General features: G+C 69.4%; 15 protein-coding genes. 2 read left to right on the forward strand and 13 right to left on the reverse strand.

All coding sequences use genetic code 11. From position 1 onward, the window contains the following. Positions 1-115: 115 nt before the first annotated feature. Complete coding sequence (locus ACFYP5_RS06680) at positions 116-1,093, forward strand: zinc metalloprotease (RefSeq protein ID WP_389031498.1); 978 nt, start codon at positions 116-118, stop codon at positions 1,091-1,093. Between the two features lie 60 nt (positions 1,094-1,153). On the opposite strand, the gene ACFYP5_RS06685 is transcribed toward ACFYP5_RS06680, so the two are convergent. The 6 genes from ACFYP5_RS06685 to ACFYP5_RS06710 form a co-directional block, all read right to left on the reverse strand. Continuing rightward, positions 1,154-1,723, reverse strand: coding sequence for a dienelactone hydrolase family protein (locus ACFYP5_RS06685; protein WP_313936851.1), 570 nt, complete (start codon positions 1,721-1,723; stop codon positions 1,154-1,156). Positions 1,724-1,809: 86 nt separating this feature from the next. Next, the gene (locus tag ACFYP5_RS06690) at positions 1,810-3,396 is read right to left on the reverse strand and encodes a Na+/H+ antiporter (protein ID WP_389031501.1); all 1,587 of its coding nucleotides are present in this window, start codon (positions 3,394-3,396) and stop codon (positions 1,810-1,812) included. Positions 3,397-3,516: 120 nt separating this feature from the next. Then, on the reverse strand, positions 3,517-3,996 hold the full coding sequence (locus ACFYP5_RS06695; RefSeq protein ID WP_389031504.1) for a GNAT family N-acetyltransferase: 480 nt from the start codon (positions 3,994-3,996) through the stop codon (positions 3,517-3,519). Then, entirely contained in the window at positions 3,993-4,934 is a 942-nt protein-coding gene (locus tag ACFYP5_RS06700) for an RluA family pseudouridine synthase (RefSeq protein ID WP_313936854.1), read from the reverse strand. The genes ACFYP5_RS06695 and ACFYP5_RS06700 overlap by 4 nt, the downstream gene beginning before the upstream one ends. A gap of 23 nt (positions 4,935-4,957) precedes the next feature. Beyond that, a complete protein-coding gene (lspA, locus tag ACFYP5_RS06705; RefSeq protein WP_389031507.1) occupies positions 4,958-5,542 on the reverse strand; it encodes a signal peptidase II in 585 nt (194 codons plus the stop codon). A gap of 59 nt (positions 5,543-5,601) precedes the next feature. Further along, positions 5,602-6,381 carry a TraR/DksA family transcriptional regulator gene (locus tag ACFYP5_RS06710; protein ID WP_389031510.1) on the reverse strand — a complete coding sequence of 260 codons (780 nt, stop codon included), beginning with the start codon at positions 6,379-6,381 and terminating at the stop codon, positions 5,602-5,604. Between the two features lie 538 nt (positions 6,382-6,919). On the opposite strand from ACFYP5_RS06710, the gene ileS reads away from it, so the two are divergent. Next, the gene (gene ileS, locus ACFYP5_RS06715) at positions 6,920-10,090 is read left to right on the forward strand and encodes an isoleucine--tRNA ligase (protein WP_389031513.1); all 3,171 of its coding nucleotides are present in this window, start codon (positions 6,920-6,922) and stop codon (positions 10,088-10,090) included. Between the two features lie 270 nt (positions 10,091-10,360). Here the strand turns inward: ileS and ACFYP5_RS06720 are convergent, their stop codons facing one another. The 7 genes from ACFYP5_RS06720 to ACFYP5_RS06750 form a co-directional block, all read right to left on the reverse strand. Beyond that, entirely contained in the window at positions 10,361-11,530 is a 1,170-nt protein-coding gene (locus ACFYP5_RS06720; RefSeq protein WP_389031516.1) for a DivIVA domain-containing protein, read from the reverse strand. Between the two features lie 49 nt (positions 11,531-11,579). Continuing rightward, positions 11,580-11,864, reverse strand: a complete 285-nt coding sequence (locus ACFYP5_RS06725) for a YggT family protein (protein ID WP_030919359.1) — start codon at positions 11,862-11,864, stop codon at positions 11,580-11,582. A 71-nt stretch (positions 11,865-11,935) separates the two neighbouring features. Then, positions 11,936-12,553 carry a cell division protein SepF gene (locus tag ACFYP5_RS06730; protein WP_030972886.1) on the reverse strand — a complete coding sequence of 206 codons (618 nt, stop codon included), beginning with the start codon at positions 12,551-12,553 and terminating at the stop codon, positions 11,936-11,938. A 125-nt stretch (positions 12,554-12,678) separates the two neighbouring features. Beyond that, entirely contained in the window at positions 12,679-13,398 is a 720-nt protein-coding gene (locus ACFYP5_RS06735) for a YggS family pyridoxal phosphate-dependent enzyme (RefSeq protein ID WP_389031519.1), read from the reverse strand. A 6-nt stretch (positions 13,399-13,404) separates the two neighbouring features. Then, positions 13,405-14,163, reverse strand: coding sequence for a peptidoglycan editing factor PgeF (gene pgeF, locus ACFYP5_RS06740; RefSeq protein WP_389031522.1), 759 nt, complete (start codon positions 14,161-14,163; stop codon positions 13,405-13,407). Next, positions 14,160-15,377 (reverse strand): cell division protein FtsZ, encoded by a 1,218-nt coding sequence (ftsZ, locus tag ACFYP5_RS06745; RefSeq protein WP_389031525.1) that lies wholly within the window; start codon positions 15,375-15,377, stop codon positions 14,160-14,162. The genes pgeF and ftsZ overlap by 4 nt, the downstream gene beginning before the upstream one ends. 276 nt (positions 15,378-15,653) lie before the next feature. After that, a complete protein-coding gene (locus tag ACFYP5_RS06750) occupies positions 15,654-16,442 on the reverse strand; it encodes a cell division protein FtsQ/DivIB (protein WP_389031528.1) in 789 nt (262 codons plus the stop codon). Positions 16,443-16,457: the final 15 nt, after the last annotated feature.

Consider the following 16,457-nt stretch of genomic DNA (forward strand, 5'->3'; position numbering starts at 1 on the left):
GTTTGCCCCACGATTGATTGGGCCTGATCGATCCTCCTCCACATGTGACATGCGCACGTAATCTCCCGTCGGCGGGTGAGGAAAATCCTCCCCCACACATCCGCGAGGAGTTTCTGTGCGCACTCTTGCCCGTATATCGCCGCGTATACGTAACCGTGCGATCGGCACCGTCGTCCTGGCCGGAACCCTGGCCCTGGCACCGCTCTCCGCGCCCACCGGCTCAGCCGCCGCCAAGGTGTCCTCCGCCTCCGCCGAGAAGTGCGCCGGCACCGACGCCACCGCGCGCCAGGCCCGCCCCTCGGGCACCAAGCACGCCGCGGACCCCAACGAACTCACCGCGACCCAGGCCAAGGCCATGGACACGCAGTTGAAGGAGAGACTCGCGGACCGCCGGGTCAGCGGAACCACGCTGGCCGCCGGAGCGACCATCCCGGTCTACTTCCACGTCATCCACTCCGGCACCACCGGCAAGCTCACCGCCGGCGACATCAGCAGCCAGATGAACGTGCTGAACGCGGCCTACAGCGGCCAGGGCACCGGGAACACCGACACCGGTTTCCAGTTCTCGCTGGCCGGCACCGACTACACGGACAACGCCGCCTGGTACAACCTCTCCTCGGGCTCGTCCGCCGAGAGGGCGATGAAGACGGCGCTGCGCAAGGGCGGCAAGAACGCGCTCAACGTCTACACCGCCAACCTCGGTGGCGGGCTGCTCGGCTGGGCCACCTTCCCCAGCTCGTACAACTCCAGCCCGAGCATGGACGGCGTGGTGATCCTCGACGCCTCGCTGCCGGGCGGCTCGGCCGCCAACTACGACGAGGGTGACACCGCCACCCACGAGGTCGGCCACTGGATGGGTCTGTACCACACCTTCCAGGGCGGCTGTAACGGCAACGGCGACTACGTCTCCGACACGCCCGCGGAGAAGAGCGCCGCGTTCGAGTGCCCGACCGGACGCGACACCTGCGCCAACAAGACCGGGGTCGACCCGATCCACAACTTCATGGACTACACCTACGACTCCTGCATGTACCAGTTCACCCCGGGCCAGGTGCAGCGGATGAGCGACAGCTGGGCCGCGTACCGAGCCTGATCCACGGTCGAGGCCACCGGCGCCCCGCACACCGTCACGGTGGCGGGGCCCCGGGTCCCTCTACAGGGTGGCGAGGAAGCCGAGCGCGACCTTCCAGGTCAGCTCGGCCGCCGCCGCGTCGTAGTCCGGCAGATCCGGGTCCGTGAAGAGGTGGCCGGCCCCGGGGTAGCGGTAGACCTCGACATCGGCGCCGGTCCGCTGCATCTGCAGGTACCAGGAGTTCAGCCAGTCGTGCGTCTCGAACGGGTCCGGGTCGGCGACATGCAGCTGTACGGGCAGCTCGTCGACCGACGCGTTCTCGGCGATGTCCGACGTTCCGTGGAGCAACAGCAGTCCGCGCGCCTTCTCGTCACCGAGCGCCAGGGTCTGGGCGGTTGACGCGCCGAAGGAGAAGCCCGCGTAGACCAGGCCACGCTCGGAGTAGGGCGCGGCAGCCAGCACCGCGCGCCGGAGCAGTTCGTCCTTGCCCACCTCGTCCTTGAAGGCCATGCCCTCCTCGACGGTTTCGAACGTGCGCCCGTCGAAGAGGTCGGGCACGTACACCTCGTGCCCGGCTGCGCGAAGCCGGGCGGCGGCCGCGTGCACCGCGGGGCGCAGACCGTACGTCGAGTGGAAAAGCATGATGTTCATGGGAGCAATGGTGCCAGTCGCGGCCGACAGTACGGTGAACGACAACACCGCGGCCGACGGTCCCGGCACGCCGGGCGGCACTGCCGTCAGCGCAGGCTCCGAACGTCCAGCTGACGCAGCACCCGGTCGACCACCTCCGGATCCGTCCCCGTCTCGCTGCGCGCCGACAGCACCGCATGGCGGGCCGCGGACATCATCTCGCGCTGGATCCGGCTGACCGCCCGGAGCCGCTCGGCACGCTGCGCATACGCCTCACGCCGGTCCTCGTCGACCATCTCGGGGCTGATCCGCGCCCCCACGTCGTACGCCACCCGCAGCAGCCGCTCCACGACCTCCTGCGGGAACTCCTCGACCTCCTGGATCTCCCTGAGCCGCTGCCGCGCGGCCTTCGCGGCGCGGATCGCCAGATCCCGTTCCAGTGCCGCCTCGGCATCTGTATCCGCGCGGACGCCGAGCCTGCGCACCAGCCACGGCAGGGTGAGCCCCTGGAAGACCAGGGTCGCCATGATCACGGCGAAGGCGATGAAGACGATCTCGTCGCGACCGGGGAAGGGCTTCCCGTCGTCCGTCTTCAGCGGGATCGCGAGGGCGAGCGCCACCGTGGCCACGCCGCGCATCCCGGCCCACCACATGACGACGGTCTCGCGCCAGCTGGCGGGGAGCTCCTCGCTGTAGTCGCGGCGGGTGTGCAGCCGCTTGGCGAGCCAGGTGGCGGGCAGCAGCCAGAACAGCCGTACGCCGACGACGACCGCGACGATCACCAGACCCCAGCCGGTCATCTGCCAGGCGCGGCCGGCCGACGTGCCGAAGACGTTGCGCAGTTCGAGGCCGATCAGGCCGAACGCGACCCCGGTGACAAGGGTGTCGACGATCTCCCAGAAGGTGCGGCCGGTGAGCCGGCCCAGCACGTCGTCCGCGTCGGCGGCGCGTTCGGCGAGGAAGAGCGCGGTGGTGAGTACGGCGAGCACGCCCGACCCCTGCAGCTCCTCCGCGAGCACGTAACTCACGAACGGCACCAGCAGCGTCAGCCCCACCTGGAGAGTCGCATCACCGAGCAGGCCCATGAGTTTGATGGTCAGCCAGCCGAGTGCGAGACCGACCACCACGGCGACCACCGCGGACAGGACCAGCAGCCCGAAGGCGTGCGGCAGCGAGAAGGTGCCGCTGACCGCTGCGGCGATCGCCACGTGGTAGAGCACGATCGCGGTCACGTCGTTGAACAGCCCCTCGCCCTCCAGGACGGAGACGAGCCGGCGCGGCAGCCCGAGCGATCCCGCGACGGCGGTCGCGGCGACCGGGTCGGGCGGGGCGACGAGCGCGCCTAGCGCCACCGCCGCGGCGATGGGCAGCCCGGGGACGATCGCGTTGGCCACGGCGGCGACGGCGGCCGTCGTCACGAAGACCAGGGCCACGGCCAGCAGAAAGATCGGGCGCCTGTTGGCGGCGAACTGCCGCCAGGAGGTGCGTTGTGCGGAGGCGTAGAGCAGCGGCGGCAGCAAGGCCGGAAGAATGACCTCCGGCGGGATGTCCACGTCCGGCACGAAACCGATGAACGCCATGGCCACTCCGGCGAGCGTCATCAGCACCGGCGCCGGCAGTCCGAGACGCTCCCCCAGCGGCACCGTGACCACGGCTCCGAGCAACAGCAGCAGGAGCAGTGCCATCTGGTCCACGATGTGCCTTCCGGAGCGTTCCTGGTGGACGCGGACCGCGCTGGGGTCTGCCGGGGTGACGCGGACGTGTGCCGGGATGCCGTGCCGCTCCGGTCCGTACGACCGGAGCGGGGCCCGCTGTCAGAGAGTGCGGCGCATCGCCCGGTGGGCGATCCCCGCGTCCGCGAACTCCGGGCCGTACGTCACATAGCCGAGCCGCTCGTAGAAGCCGAGCGCGTGGGTCTGGGCGTGCAGGTCCACGGCGACGAGACCGAGCCCGCGGGCCGCGTCCTCGATGGCCCCGACCAGCGCCACGCCGACCCCGAGGCCGCGGGCCCGCTTGGCCACCGCGAGCCGGCCGAGCGAGCCGACGGTGAGGTCGCCACCCGTCTTGGCGGCCACTCCCGCACCGTGCAGCAGCCGTCCCGTACCGAGCACCGAACCATCCGCCGCGACGGCGACGACATGCACCGCGTCCGCGTCGTACGCGTCGTACTCGATCTCCTCGGGCACGTTCTGCTCGCCGACGAAGACCTCCTTGCGGACCTGGAAGCAGGCCGCGAGGTCGCTCTCGTCGACGGCTATGCGGGTGGTGTACGGGGCCGGGGTGCCGGTGGTCATTCGCTCTCCGCCGCGATCTTGTCCAACGCGTTCTGCAGGTCGTCCGGGTAGCTGCTGGCGAACTCCACCCAGCTGCCGTCCGCCGGGTGCTCGAAGCCGAGCCGGACCGCGTGCAGCCACTGCCGCGTCAGCCCGAGGCGCTTGGCCATCGTCGGGTCGGCGCCGTAGGTCAGGTCGCCGACACAGGGGTGACGGTGGGCGGACATGTGTACGCGGATCTGGTGGGTCCGGCCGGTCTCCAGCTTGATGTCGAGGAGGCTGGCCGCCCGGTACGCCTCGATGAGGTCGTAGTGCGTCACGGAGGGCTTGCCCTCGGCCGTGACCGCCCACTTGTAGTCGAGGTTGGGGTGCCGCCCGATGGGGGCGTCGATGGTGCCGCTCATCGGGTCCGGGTGTCCCTGGACCAGCGCGTGGTACTTCTTCTCGACGACCCGGTCGCGGAACTGGCCCTTCAGCACCGTGTAGGCCCGCTCGGACTTGGCGACGACCATCAGGCCGGAGGTGCCGACGTCGAGACGGTGCACGATGCCCTGGCGCTCGGCGGCGCCGGACGTCGAGATCCGGTAGCCGGCCGCGGCGAGGCCGCCGATCACGGTGGTGCCGGTCCAGCCGGGGCTCGGGTGCGCGGCCACCCCGACGGGTTTCATGATCACGACTATGTCGTCGTCGTCGTGCACGATCTCCATGCCCTCGACGGGCTCGGCGACGATCTGCACCGGAGCGGGCGCCTGCGGCATCTCGACTTCCAGCCAGGCGCCGCCCTGCACGCGCTCGGACTTCCCGACCACCGCTCCGTCCACCTGCACCTTCCCGGCAGCGGCCAGCTCGGCGGCCTTGGTGCGGGAAAAGCCGAACATCCGGGAAATGGCGGCGTCGACACGCTCGCCTTCCAGACCGTCGGGTACGGGCAGGGTGCGGACCTCGGGATACGTACTCACCTGTCGAGTATGCCTTGCCCCCGCTAGTCCTTGTGCACGGTGCCGTCTGGGTCCAGGCCCTTGAAGGAAAGGATCACGATCAGGATGCCGCCGCAGACGATGGCGGAGTCCGCGAGGTTGAAGACGGCGAAATGCGCCGGGGCGATGAAGTCCACCACCGCGCCCTTGAAGACGCCGGGCGAGCGGAAGATCCGGTCGGTGAGGTTGCCGAGCGCTCCGCCGAGCAGCAGACCGAGGGCGACGGCCCACGGCAGGCTGTAGAGCTTGCGGGCGAGCCTGGCGATGACCACGATCACCGTCGCCGCGATGACGGTGAAGATCACCGTGAATGCCTCGCCGATGCCGAACGCGGCGCCGGCGTTCCGGATCGCGTCGAACCGCAGCCAGTCGCCGAGGACCTCGACGGGCTCGTGGTGCTCCAGCTTCGCGACCACGATCATCTTGCTGACCAGGTCGAGCAGATAGGCGAAGACGGCCACGGCGAAGAGCACCATGATCTTCCGTTTGCCCTTGCTCGGGACCTCGCCCTGGACCTTGTCCCCGGCGCCCTCGGTCCCTTCAGCTCCAGGGATGTCCGGCGTACCGATGATGCGCTCCGCCTCTGCCACGTGAGTCCCTCAACCTAGGTTCCTGACCGAAGACGAGAGTACGACACGCCGCCCGCGGATCAGCTGCGGCGCTCCTGCTTCTGTTTGTCCTCGACACAGAGAGTCGCCCGGGGGAACGCCTGCATCCGCGCCTTGCCGATCGGCTTGCCGCAGAGCTCGCACAGTCCGTACGTCCCCGCGTCCAGCCGGGCGAGCGCCCGCTCGGTCTGCTCCAGCATCTCCGTGGCATTGGCGGCGAGCGCCATTTCGTGCTCACGGGTGATGTTCTTCGTGCCGGTGTCCGCCTCGTCGTCACCGGCCCCGTTGCCGGAGTCCCTCATCAACCCGGCGAGCGCGACCCCGGAGGCCTCCAGTTCGCTGCGCAGCCGCATGATCTCGCTGGTCAGCTCGGCCCGCGCCTCCGAGACCTCCTCCGGCGTCCAGGGGTCCTCACCCGGCCGTACGGCCAGCTCCCCGGGTTCTGTCGCGGCGGCCCGGGCGGGCGGTACGGGCGCCGCACCCTTGCCGGCCGCGCGGGTCCGGGCTGCGCTCTTCTTGGCTACCACCGTGTGGGCTCCCGTCTCCTCGGCGGCCTCGGCCGCCCCCGTGTCCGCCGCAGCGGTCTTCTTCGAAGCCTTCTTGACCGCGCTCTTCTTCGCAGTGGCCTTCTTGGCCGGAGCCTTCTTCGCCACGGCCTTCTTCGCTGCCGCCTTCTTGGTCGCCGCGCTCTTCGCCGCGGCCTTCCTCGCACTCGCATCCGCAGCGGTCTGCGAGCCCGCCTCCTCGGTCGTCGCCTCGGCCGCCGCGTCCGTGGATCTCGCTGACGCCGACTTCTGTTCGGCGGTCTTCTTCGCCACCATGGCCGCGGCCCCTTCACATATTGTGATCTTGCACGCGAATCGTGCTGGGACGATAAATCGACCCCAGCCCCGCGGCAACGGGGCACGCCGCCGGATCGCCCCTCCTCGTGCCGGATCACCGCGCGCCTGAAACCGTTGTGCCCAGCTCCCCGCCCGGTAATCCGGCTCCCGGCCCCCGCCAGGACTCCGCACGGCCCGTCGCGCCATTCGGGTCACGGTCACGACCCCTGGATAAACCGGTCGGCCGTCGCCCGTACGGGCCCGTACACTGGCCCCAGCGAGAGGCATGGATGGGACGAGTAGCGTCGTAGGCAGCCAGGAGCGACCCGGGGACGGTGGGAGCCCGGGGGCGAGCGCGTCGTGAAAATCACCCGGAGCCGTCGGAAGAACGCCGCAAGGCAAGTAGAACCGGCATCGCGACCCCAATGAGGGGGCCACGGGCGCACACCCGGGGCCAAGGAGGGTGGTACCGCGGGAGCCGGCACGGTTCTCGTCCCTCCGACGGAAGTGGAAAACGTCCGCCGGAGGAATCTCGCCCATGACATCGCCGCAGTACCGCCAGGTACCCGCCCAGGTCGACCTTCCCGCGCTGGAGCACGCCGTGCTCGACTTCTGGCGCGAGAGCAAGGTCTTCGCCAAGAGCCTCGAACAGTCCGAGGGCCGCCCCGAGTGGGTCTTCTACGAGGGCCCGCCGACCGCCAACGGCATGCCCGGCGCCCACCACATCGAGGCCCGCGTCTTCAAGGACGTCTTCCCCCGCTTCCGCACCATGCAGGGCTACCACGTGGGCCGCAAGGCCGGCTGGGACTGCCACGGACTGCCGGTCGAGCTCGCGGTGGAGAAGGAGCTGGGCTTCAACGGCAAGAAGGACATCGAGGCGTACGGCATCGCCGAGTTCAACGCCAGGTGCCGCGAGTCCGTGACCCGCCACACCGACGCGTTCAGCGAGCTCACGACCCGAATGGGCTACTGGGTCGACCTGGACGACGCGTACCGGACGATGGACCCGTCGTACATCGACTCCGTCTGGTGGTCCCTGAAGGAGATCTTCAACAAGGACCTGCTCGTCCAGGACCACCGCGTCGCCCCGTGGTGCCCGCGCTGCGGCACCGGTCTCTCGGACCACGAGCTGGCGCAGGGTTACGAGACGGTCGTCGATCCCTCGGTCTTCGTACGCTTCCCGCTCACCTCCGGCCCGTTGGCCGGCGAGGCCGCGCTGCTGGTCTGGACGACCACTCCGTGGACGCTGGTCTCCAACACCGCGGTCGCCGCACACCCCGACGTCACCTATGTCGTCGCGACCGACGGCGAGGAGAAGCTCGTCGTCGCCCAGCCCCTCGTGGAGAAGGCACTCGGCGAGGGCTGGGAGCTCACCGGCGAGTCGTTCACCGGCCGCGAGATGGAGCGCTGGACGTACGAGCGCCCGTTCGCCCTCGTGGACTTCCCGAGCGACAGCGAGGGCAGCCCGGTCCCGGCGCACTACGTCGTCAACGCCGAGTACGTGACGACCGAGGACGGTACGGGTCTGGTCCACCAGTCCCCCGCGTTCGGTGAGGACGACCTCAAGGTCTGCCGCGCGTACGGTCTGCCGGTCGTGAACCCGGTCCGCCCCGACGGCACCTTCGAGGAGAACCTGCCGCTGGTCGGCGGCATCTTCTTCAAGAAGGCCGACGAGGCGCTCACCGAGGACCTGGCCGCCCGCGGCAAACTCTTCCGCCACGTCCCGTACGAGCACAGCTACCCGCACTGCTGGCGCTGCCATACCGCGCTGCTCTACTACGCGCAGCCGTCCTGGTACATCCGTACGACCGCCATCAAGGACCGGCTGCTCGCAGAGAACGAGAAGACCAACTGGTTCCCGGACTCGGTCAAGAACGGCCGCTTCGGCGACTGGCTGAACAACAACGTCGACTGGGCCCTGTCCCGCAACCGCTACTGGGGCACCCCGCTGCCCATCTGGCGCTGCGAGGACAACCACCTCACCTGCGTCGGCTCCCGCGCCGAGCTCACCGATCTCACCGGCGCCGACCAGTCGGACCTGGACCCGCACCGTCCGTTCATCGACGCGATCACGTTCACCTGCACGCACGAGAACTGCCAGCTGGAGGCGTACCGCGTCCCGGAGGTCATCGACGCCTGGTACGACTCGGGTTCGATGCCGTTCGCGCAGTGGGGCTACCCGTACAAGAACAAGGAGCTCTTCGAGAGCCGATACCCGGCGCAGTTCATCTCCGAGGCCATCGACCAGACCCGCGGCTGGTTCTACACGCTGATGGCCGTCGGCACGCTGGTCTTCGACAAGTCGTCGTACGAGAACGTGGTCTGCCTGGGCCACATCCTCGCCGAGGACGGCCGGAAGATGTCCAAGCACCTGGGCAACATCCTCCAGCCGATCCCGCTGATGGACCAGCACGGCGCGGACGCGGTCCGTTGGTTCATGGCAGCGGGCGGCTCCCCCTGGGCGGCCCGCCGCGTGGGCCACGGCACGATCCAGGAGGTCGTGCGCAAGACCCTCCTCACGTACTGGAACACGGTTGCCTTCCAGGCCCTGTACGCCCGTACGTCGAACTGGGCGCCTTCCGCGGCCGACCCGGCCCCGGCGGACCGCACGGTCCTGGACCGCTGGCTGCTCAGCGAGCTGAACGCACTGGTGGACCAGGTCACGCAGGCACTGGAGGGCTACGACACCCAGCGTGCCGGCAAGCTCCTCTCCGCGTTCGTGGACGACCTGTCCAACTGGTACGTACGCCGCTCCCGCCGCCGCTTCTGGCAGGGCGACAAGGCGGCGCTGCGCACCCTGCACGAGGTCGTCGAGACGGTCACCCGGCTGATGGCCCCGCTGACCCCGTTCCTCACCGAGCGGGTCTGGCAGGACCTGGTCGTCCCGGTCACCGTGGACGCCCCCGAGTCGGTCCACCTCTCCAGCTGGCCGAAGGCGGACCTCTCGGCGATCGACCCGGCCCTCTCCACCCAGATGGCGCTGGTACGCCGCCTGGTCGAGCTCGGCCGGGCCACCCGTGCGGAGTCGGGCGTCAAGACCCGCCAGCCGCTCTCCCGGGCACTGGTCGCGGCGTCGGGCTTCGACGCGCTCTCCCCCGACCTGCACGCCCAGATCACCGAGGAGCTGAACGTCTCCTCGCTGGCCTCCCTCTCGGAGGTCGGCGGCTCGCTGGTCGACACGACGGCGAAGGCGAACTTCCGGGCGCTGGGCAAGCGGTTCGGCAAGGGCGTCCAGGCGGTCGCAAAGGCCGTGGCGAACGCCGACGCGGCCGCGCTCTCGCTGGCCCTGCGCGAGGGCACGGCGTCGGTCGAGGTGGACGGCGAGCAGGTCACCCTCTCCTCCGACGAGGTGATCATCACCGAGACGCCGCGCGAGGGCTGGTCGGTGGCGTCCGACTCGGGCGCGACGGTCGCTCTGGACCTGGAGATCACCCCGGAGCTGCGGCGCGCGGGGCTGGCCCGTGACGCGATCCGGCTGATCCAGGAGGCCCGCAAGAACAGCGGCCTGGACGTCGCGGACCGCATCGCCGTCCGCTGGGCGTCCACGTCGCCGGCGACGGTGGAGGCACTGACCGAGCATGCACCGCTGATCGCGGACGAGGTACTGGCGCTGGACTACGCGGAGGGCGAGGCGGACGAGGCGTACGGCACCCCGTTCGAGGACGAGGGCCTGTCCCTCACGTTCCGCCTCCGCAAGACCGAGCAGTAACCCGCACCGAAGCAGCAGAAGGCCCGGCCGGAACGATTCCGGCCGGGCCTTCTGCTGCTCGCAGTCACGGGGCCGGCCTTCCGCCTCGTCGGGGACTGGGACGCGGGCTCCGGGGCGGAGTCCCGGTCCGGGAAGAGGGCGACCAGGGCACAGGGACCGCCACGGGCGCCCCCAGCCGATGCACACGGCAAAAGGGCCGGGCCCCGGGGAAAACCCCGGGGCCCGGCCCTCAGCCTGCCGACGGCTACGCGCTCAGCGCGCGCAACCCGCTCAGTTGTCGTCCTCGTCGATCAGGAACCCACGCATCGGCGACGGCGCCTGCTGCATCGGCTGCGGCGCCTGCGGCCGCACCGGTGCCATCGGCTGCGTCATGGCCGGCGACATCTGCTGCTGGCCGCCGTAGGACGGACCGGCACCCATGGACGGGTTGCCGCCCATCTGCGGGCCGCCGTGACCACCGTGGTTGCCACCCATGGTGTGTCCCATGGCACCCGCACCGGCCGGAGCCAGCGAGGGCGACGGCGGCAGCGAAGCGGCAGCCGGGGTCCGCGGCGGGGCCAGCGAGTCGTCGGCCTGGGTCTCCAGCTGACGCAGCTGGCTCTCCAGGTAGGACTTCAGCCTGGTCCGGTACTCGCGCTCGAAGCCACGCAGGTCCTCGACCTTGCGCTCCAGCGTCGCGCGGGCCGACTCCAGCGAGCCCATCGCCACGCGGTGCTTCTCCTGCGCGTCCCGCTCCAGCGCGTCCGCCTTGGCACGCGCGTCGCGCTCCAGGCCCTCGGCACGGCTCCGCGCCTCGCCGACGATCTTGTTGGCCTCGGAACGGGCCTCCGCGATCGCCTGGTCGGCGGTCTGCTGTGCGAGCGAGAGGACGCGGGCGGCGCTGTCGCCACCGGGGCCCTGACCGGGCTGCTGCATCTGCGGCGGCTGCATCTGCTGCATCTGCTGCATCTGCTGCGGCGCGTGACCCATGGGGCCGCCCATGGGGCCGCCCTGCATCGGGCCGGGGCCGTGCTGACCCTGAGGGCCGGGGCCGTGCTGACCCTGAGGGCCGGGGCCGTGCTGACCCTGAGGGCCGGGGCCGTGCTGACCCGGGCCGTGACCGCTGGGACCGGCGGGCAGCTGCGGAGCACCACCGGGCAGCTGGGGGGGACCCATCTGCGGGGGCTGCTGCTGGACCGGCGGACCCGATATGGCGGCGGGCACAGGTGCCCCGGGCCGGTCCTGCGGCTCCGGCTTCCGCATGCCCTGCTGCTGGTTCTGCGCGGCGGCACGCGTGGCGGCGGCCAGCTTGGCGCGCAGGTCCTCGTTCTCACGGAGCAGGCGGGTCAGCTCGGACTCGACCTCGTCCAGGAAGGCATCGACCTCGTCCTCGTCATAGCCTTCTCGGAGACGGACGGTCGTGAACTGCTTGTTCCGCACGTCCTCGGGGGTCAGCGGCATCTCTTCTTCACCTCTACGTAGTCGTCGGCAGTCGGCAAGACCGTATCGTTCACAGCCTGGTCACAATCGCGATCAGGATGTAGACGATGATCATCAGAACGAAGAAGGACAGGTCGAGTGCCACGCCCCCGAGACGCAGCGGCGGAATGAACCGCCGCAGAAGCTTGAGCGGTGGATCGGTGACAGTGTAGGTGGCCTCAAGAAGCACCACCATCGGCTTGCCGGGCTGCCATGAACGTGCGAACTGGAAGACGTAGTCCATGACCAGCCGGAAGATCAGCACGATGAGGAAACACATCAGCGCGATATAGACAACTTGCAGTGCGACGCCCATTTCGCGCTTCCCTCTCCCCTGGCTCTCGTAGCTCCGGCCTCTCGGCCGGGGTCGTTCCCGGTGTCGTGTTCTCAGCTCTGGTTGAAGAATCCGCCCTCAGCGATGCGGGCCTTGTCCTCCGCCGTGACATCGACGTTAGCAGGCGACAACAGGAACACCTTCTGCGTCACCCGTTCAATGCTGCCATGGAGACCGAAGACGAGTCCTGCCGCAAAGTCGACAAGTCGCTTCGCGTCCGTATCGTCCATCTCCGTGAGATTCATGATCACCGGAGTGCCCTCACGGAAGTGTTCCCCGATGGTACGGGCCTCGTTGTAGGTCCGGGGGTGCAGTGTGGTGATCCGGTAGGGCTCCCGCTCGGACACGACCTTGGGCATGATCACCGGTGCGTTCTTCTCCATGTTGGGGCGTTCAGGTGTGATGGATGCCACGGGCGCGATTCGGGCGGGTCGCACGCTCTCCGCCGGGATCTGGACGGGCTCCCGCTGCGCGGGCGGCTGCACCACTCGTACCGGTTCGTCCCGCTCACGGTCCCGCTCCACCTGATGCGCGGGCTGGTGCCGCCGCCGGTCACGCTCCGGCTCCGGCTCGGGTTCGAATTCGTCGTCGGGGTCGAACCCCGGACCGTCGTACCCATCGTCCTCCACGAGGCCGAGGTAGACCGCCATCTTGCGCATCGCGCCGGCCATGCTCTGAGTCCTCCGCTCTGTGGTGGATCGGAACCTGTCACCAAGTGCCCGCGATCCACTCAGGCCTGCCCGCCAAAGGCGGGAATGACCATATTTTCTGCTGTGGTCCGACTTGCTTGGCGACGTTACCCGAGCCCGGGTCGGACTCCGAGTACCGCAGTACCGACGCGCACATGTGTCGCTCCGGCCGCAACCGCTTCCTCGAGGTCCGCGCTCATCCCTGCAGAGACCATGTTCGCAGCCGGATGGTTCCCGCGCAGGCGGGATGAGAATTCCATCAGCCGGTCGAACGCCGCGCGTTGGCGCCCGGCGTACGGTCCGGCGAGCGGGGCCACGGTCATCAGACCGCCGAGCCGGAGCCCCGGAGCGGCGGCCACCGCGTCGGCCAACTCCTCGATCCCGTCCGGCGCGACGCCGCCCCGGTCACCGCGCTCGCCACTCTCCGCGTCGAGGGCGACCTGGATGAGACAGCCGAGTTCGCGCCCACCTCGCACGGCGGCGGCCGAGAGCGCCGTGACCAACTTGGTCCGGTCGACCGACTGCACGACATCGGCATAACTCGCCACAGAACGAACCTTGTTGGTCTGCAGTTGTCCGACAAAGTGCCATGTGAGCGACAGATCCGCACAAGCGCCCGCCTTGGGCGCCGCATCCTGGTCACGATTCTCCGCGACATGACGCACACCGAGTTCATGCAGGATTCGCACATCGCTCGCGGGATAGGTCTTCGTGACCACAATGAGGGTCACTTCTTCCCTTTTGCGACCCGCGGCGGCACAGGCCGAAGCAATACGTTGCTCCACCTGTGCCAGATTTGCGGCGAGTTGAGTCTTACGGTCCGTCATGCCCTATCAGTCCAACCAGACATATCCGGCGAGCCGCCCGGTGGTGCGGTCGCGGCGGTACGAGAAGTGGTCGCCCGATTCCAGGGTGCAGGAGGGCGACTTGTGCCGGTCCCGCACCCCGAGGGCTTCGAGTTGGGCATGGACCCCGGCGGTGACATCCACGGCCGGCGTCCCCCAGCTGGTCTCGGACCACGATCCGGGAACTGCCTCGGCGACCTCGGACCGCATTTCCGCCGGGACTTCGTAACACCGCCCACAGACGGCCGGGCCGGTGTGCGCGGTGATCCGGGAAGGCTCCGCACCGAGCGTCACCATGGCCTCGACCACGGCGGGGACGACTCCGGCGACCAGACCGGGGCGGCCGGCGTGTGCCGCCGCCGCGATCCCGGCGACCGGGTCGGCGAGGAGTACGGGGGTGCAGTCGGCGGTGAGCACGGCGAGCGGGAGTCCGCGTCGCGCGGTCACCACCGCGTCCACCGCGGGAATCTCGGAACCGGCCGGCCAGGGCCCGTCGACCACCGCCACGTCCCGCCCGTGCACCTGGTTCATCCAGACGACCTGCGCCGGGTCGAGACCGAGGCTGCGGGCGGCGCGCTCGCGATTGGCGAGAACGGCGGCGGAGTCGTCCCCGACCGCGCCGCCGAGGTTGAGCTCCCCGTACGGAGCGGCGCTCACCCCGCCCCACCTGTCGGTGAAGGCGAAGTGAGCGCCACCCCCCGAAGACACGGAGGACACTGCGGTCACTGCGTGGTGCCGGCCTATCACTTCAAGAAGTCCGGAACATCCAGCTCTTCGGCCTGGGTGTCCTGGTAGGAGGGACGGGCCGGCGGGACGTGCGGCTGGGTGACCGGCGACATCGAGGTCTCTTTCGCCACCGGTACGGACTCGGCCGGGGCCGGGGTCTCCTCGCGTACGGGCACGGAACCGAGCCCGCCGGACTGGCGCACCGGCTCGGCGGACCGGCTCGGCGGAGCCTGCTCCTCGCGCTTGCCGGCGCCCGCGCCGAGGACGTTCTCGCGACGGGCCGGCGGCTGTCCGCCGTCGAAGCCCGCGGCGATCACGGTGACCCGCACCTCGTCGCCCAGTGCGTCATCGATGACCGCACCGAAGATGATGTTCGCCTCCGGGTGGGCCGCCTCACTCACCAGCTGGGCGGCCTCGTTGATCTCGAAGAGACCGAGGTCGCTGCCGCCGGAGATGGAGAGCAGGACACCACGGGCGCCGTCGATGGACGCCTCCAGCAGCGGCGAGGAGATCGCCATCTCGGCCGCAGCCACCGCGCGGTCATCGCCGCGGGCCGAGCCGATGCCCATGAGCGCCGATCCGGCCTCGGACATGACCGACTTGACGTCGGCGAAGTCGAGGTTGATCAGACCCGGGGTGGTGATGAGGTCGGTGATGCCCTGGACACCCGAGAGCAGTACCTGGTCGGCCGACTTGAACGCGTCGAGCACGCTGACCTGGCGGTCCGAGATGGACAGCAGTCGGTCGTTGGGAATGACGATGAGGGTGTCGACCTCTTCGCGGAGCTCGGCGATGCCGTCCTCCGCCTGGTTCGCGCGGCGCCGGCCCTCGAAGGTGAACGGGCGGGTGACCACACCGATCGTGAGGGCGCCGAGCGAGCGCGCGATGTTGGCCACGACGGGTGCGCCGCCGGTGCCGGTGCCGCCGCCCTCTCCGGCGGTGACGAAGACCATGTCGGCCCCCTTGAGGACCTCCTCGATCTCCTCACGGTGGTCCTCTGCCGCCTTACGACCGACGGCCGGGTTGGCCCCGGCGCCGAGGCCGCGGGTGAGTTCACGGCCGACGTCGAGCTTGACGTCGGCGTCGCTCATCAACAGGGCTTGCGCATCAGTGTTGATCGCGATGAACTCGACACCCTTGAGACCGACCTCGATCATTCGGTTGATGGCATTGACACCACCGCCGCCGACACCGATGACCTTGATGACTGCGAGGTAGTTCTGCGGTGCTGCCACGTCGAAGGCCTCTCGCCTCGAGTTACGTGTCGTCGCTTCGCGGATCTCCCGCGGCGACGACTGATGCCGATTGGGGCGGTCCGAACGCCGACCCAAACCCTAACGTTGAAGTTTAGGGTTACCAGTGTGTCTGCTTCTTGGACTCTTCCGAACAGGACACTAAGTCGACAAGTGGCGCACGTTCAACGAACACGCCGAACCTCCCGTTTTTCTTTTCACCCTATGTGATCACCCGTAGCGCTGACCAACCAGGGTGCTGGCCAGGTCAAATGCCCGTCAATTGCCCGACACCGCAGGAGCGGTGGGTGCACTCACGTCGAAGTGTCCCGCTTTGGGAGCCGCTTTCATGAGAGCGGTGAGGACTCTTGCCTTCACCGGCCCCTCTTCGCCGCTGCCCCAGACCACCGTGCGGTGACCGGTCAGCTCCAGGGAGATCGAATCGTACGAGGTGACCCGCACGACCCGGGTGTCCTCCGCGACTGCCCGGGGGAGTTCACCCGCGACCCGGACCGCTTCCCGCACCAGCCGGCCGCTGCCGAAGCGGCGCAGACTCGCCGACTGATCGGGGGTCAGTTCCAGCAGCGGTACGCGCTTCGGTGCCCTGTTCACCGTGGTGAAACGGACACCTTTCACGTCCACTTCAATGAACTTTGTGTCCTTTTTCATCAACAGAACCGGTTTGCGTTCGGTCACTTTAAGTCCGATGCCGTGCGGCCATGCCCGTACGACATCCACCGAGTCGATACGAGGCAACTTCTGGCGCAACCGGTCCGCGATGGCGTCCGTGTCCACGGAGACCATCGGGGCCCCGATCGGCACCGCAGCGGCGGCCTCCACCTCGGCCGGGGTCAGGACGTCGACACCGGTGGTCGTGACCTGTTCGGCCCGGAACCAGGACGAGCCGTAGAGCGCCCAGACGGAGCCCGAGGCGAGCAGCAGGACGCCGACAGCGATCACGATCAGCAGCCTGCGGTTGGGCACTCTGCGCCTGGTGGGGCGCGGCGGGCGGGCCGGGTCGTCCTGCTGCTGCCCTGCACCGCGCCGGGCGGTCGTCGGTCCGGCCACGCTCGCTCCTTATGC

It is taken from the genome of Streptomyces sp. NPDC005262 (genome assembly GCF_042872425.1).
Lineage (GTDB): Bacteria > Actinomycetota > Actinomycetes > Streptomycetales > Streptomycetaceae > Streptomyces.

What these genes read in the sequence shown, in the direction of transcription:
- ACFYP5_RS06685 (WP_313936851.1), bottom strand. Translation starts at nt 1,723, where the DNA reads ATGAACATCATGCTTTTCCACTCGACGTACGGTCTGCGCCCCGCGGTG.
- ACFYP5_RS06695 (WP_389031504.1), bottom strand. Translation starts at nt 3,996, where the DNA reads ATGACCACCGGCACCCCGGCCCCGTACACCACCCGCATAGCCGTCGAC.
- ACFYP5_RS06710 (WP_389031510.1), bottom strand. Translation starts at nt 6,381, where the DNA reads ATGGTGGCGAAGAAGACCGCCGAACAGAAGTCGGCGTCAGCGAGATCC.
- ileS (WP_389031513.1), top strand. Translation starts at nt 6,920, where the DNA reads ATGACATCGCCGCAGTACCGCCAGGTACCCGCCCAGGTCGACCTTCCC.
- ACFYP5_RS06720 (WP_389031516.1), bottom strand. Translation starts at nt 11,530, where the DNA reads ATGCCGCTGACCCCCGAGGACGTGCGGAACAAGCAGTTCACGACCGTC.
- ACFYP5_RS06725 (WP_030919359.1), bottom strand. Translation starts at nt 11,864, where the DNA reads ATGGGCGTCGCACTGCAAGTTGTCTATATCGCGCTGATGTGTTTCCTC.
- ACFYP5_RS06730 (WP_030972886.1), bottom strand. Translation starts at nt 12,553, where the DNA reads ATGGCCGGCGCGATGCGCAAGATGGCGGTCTACCTCGGCCTCGTGGAG.
- ACFYP5_RS06735 (WP_389031519.1), bottom strand. Translation starts at nt 13,398, where the DNA reads ATGACGGACCGTAAGACTCAACTCGCCGCAAATCTGGCACAGGTGGAG.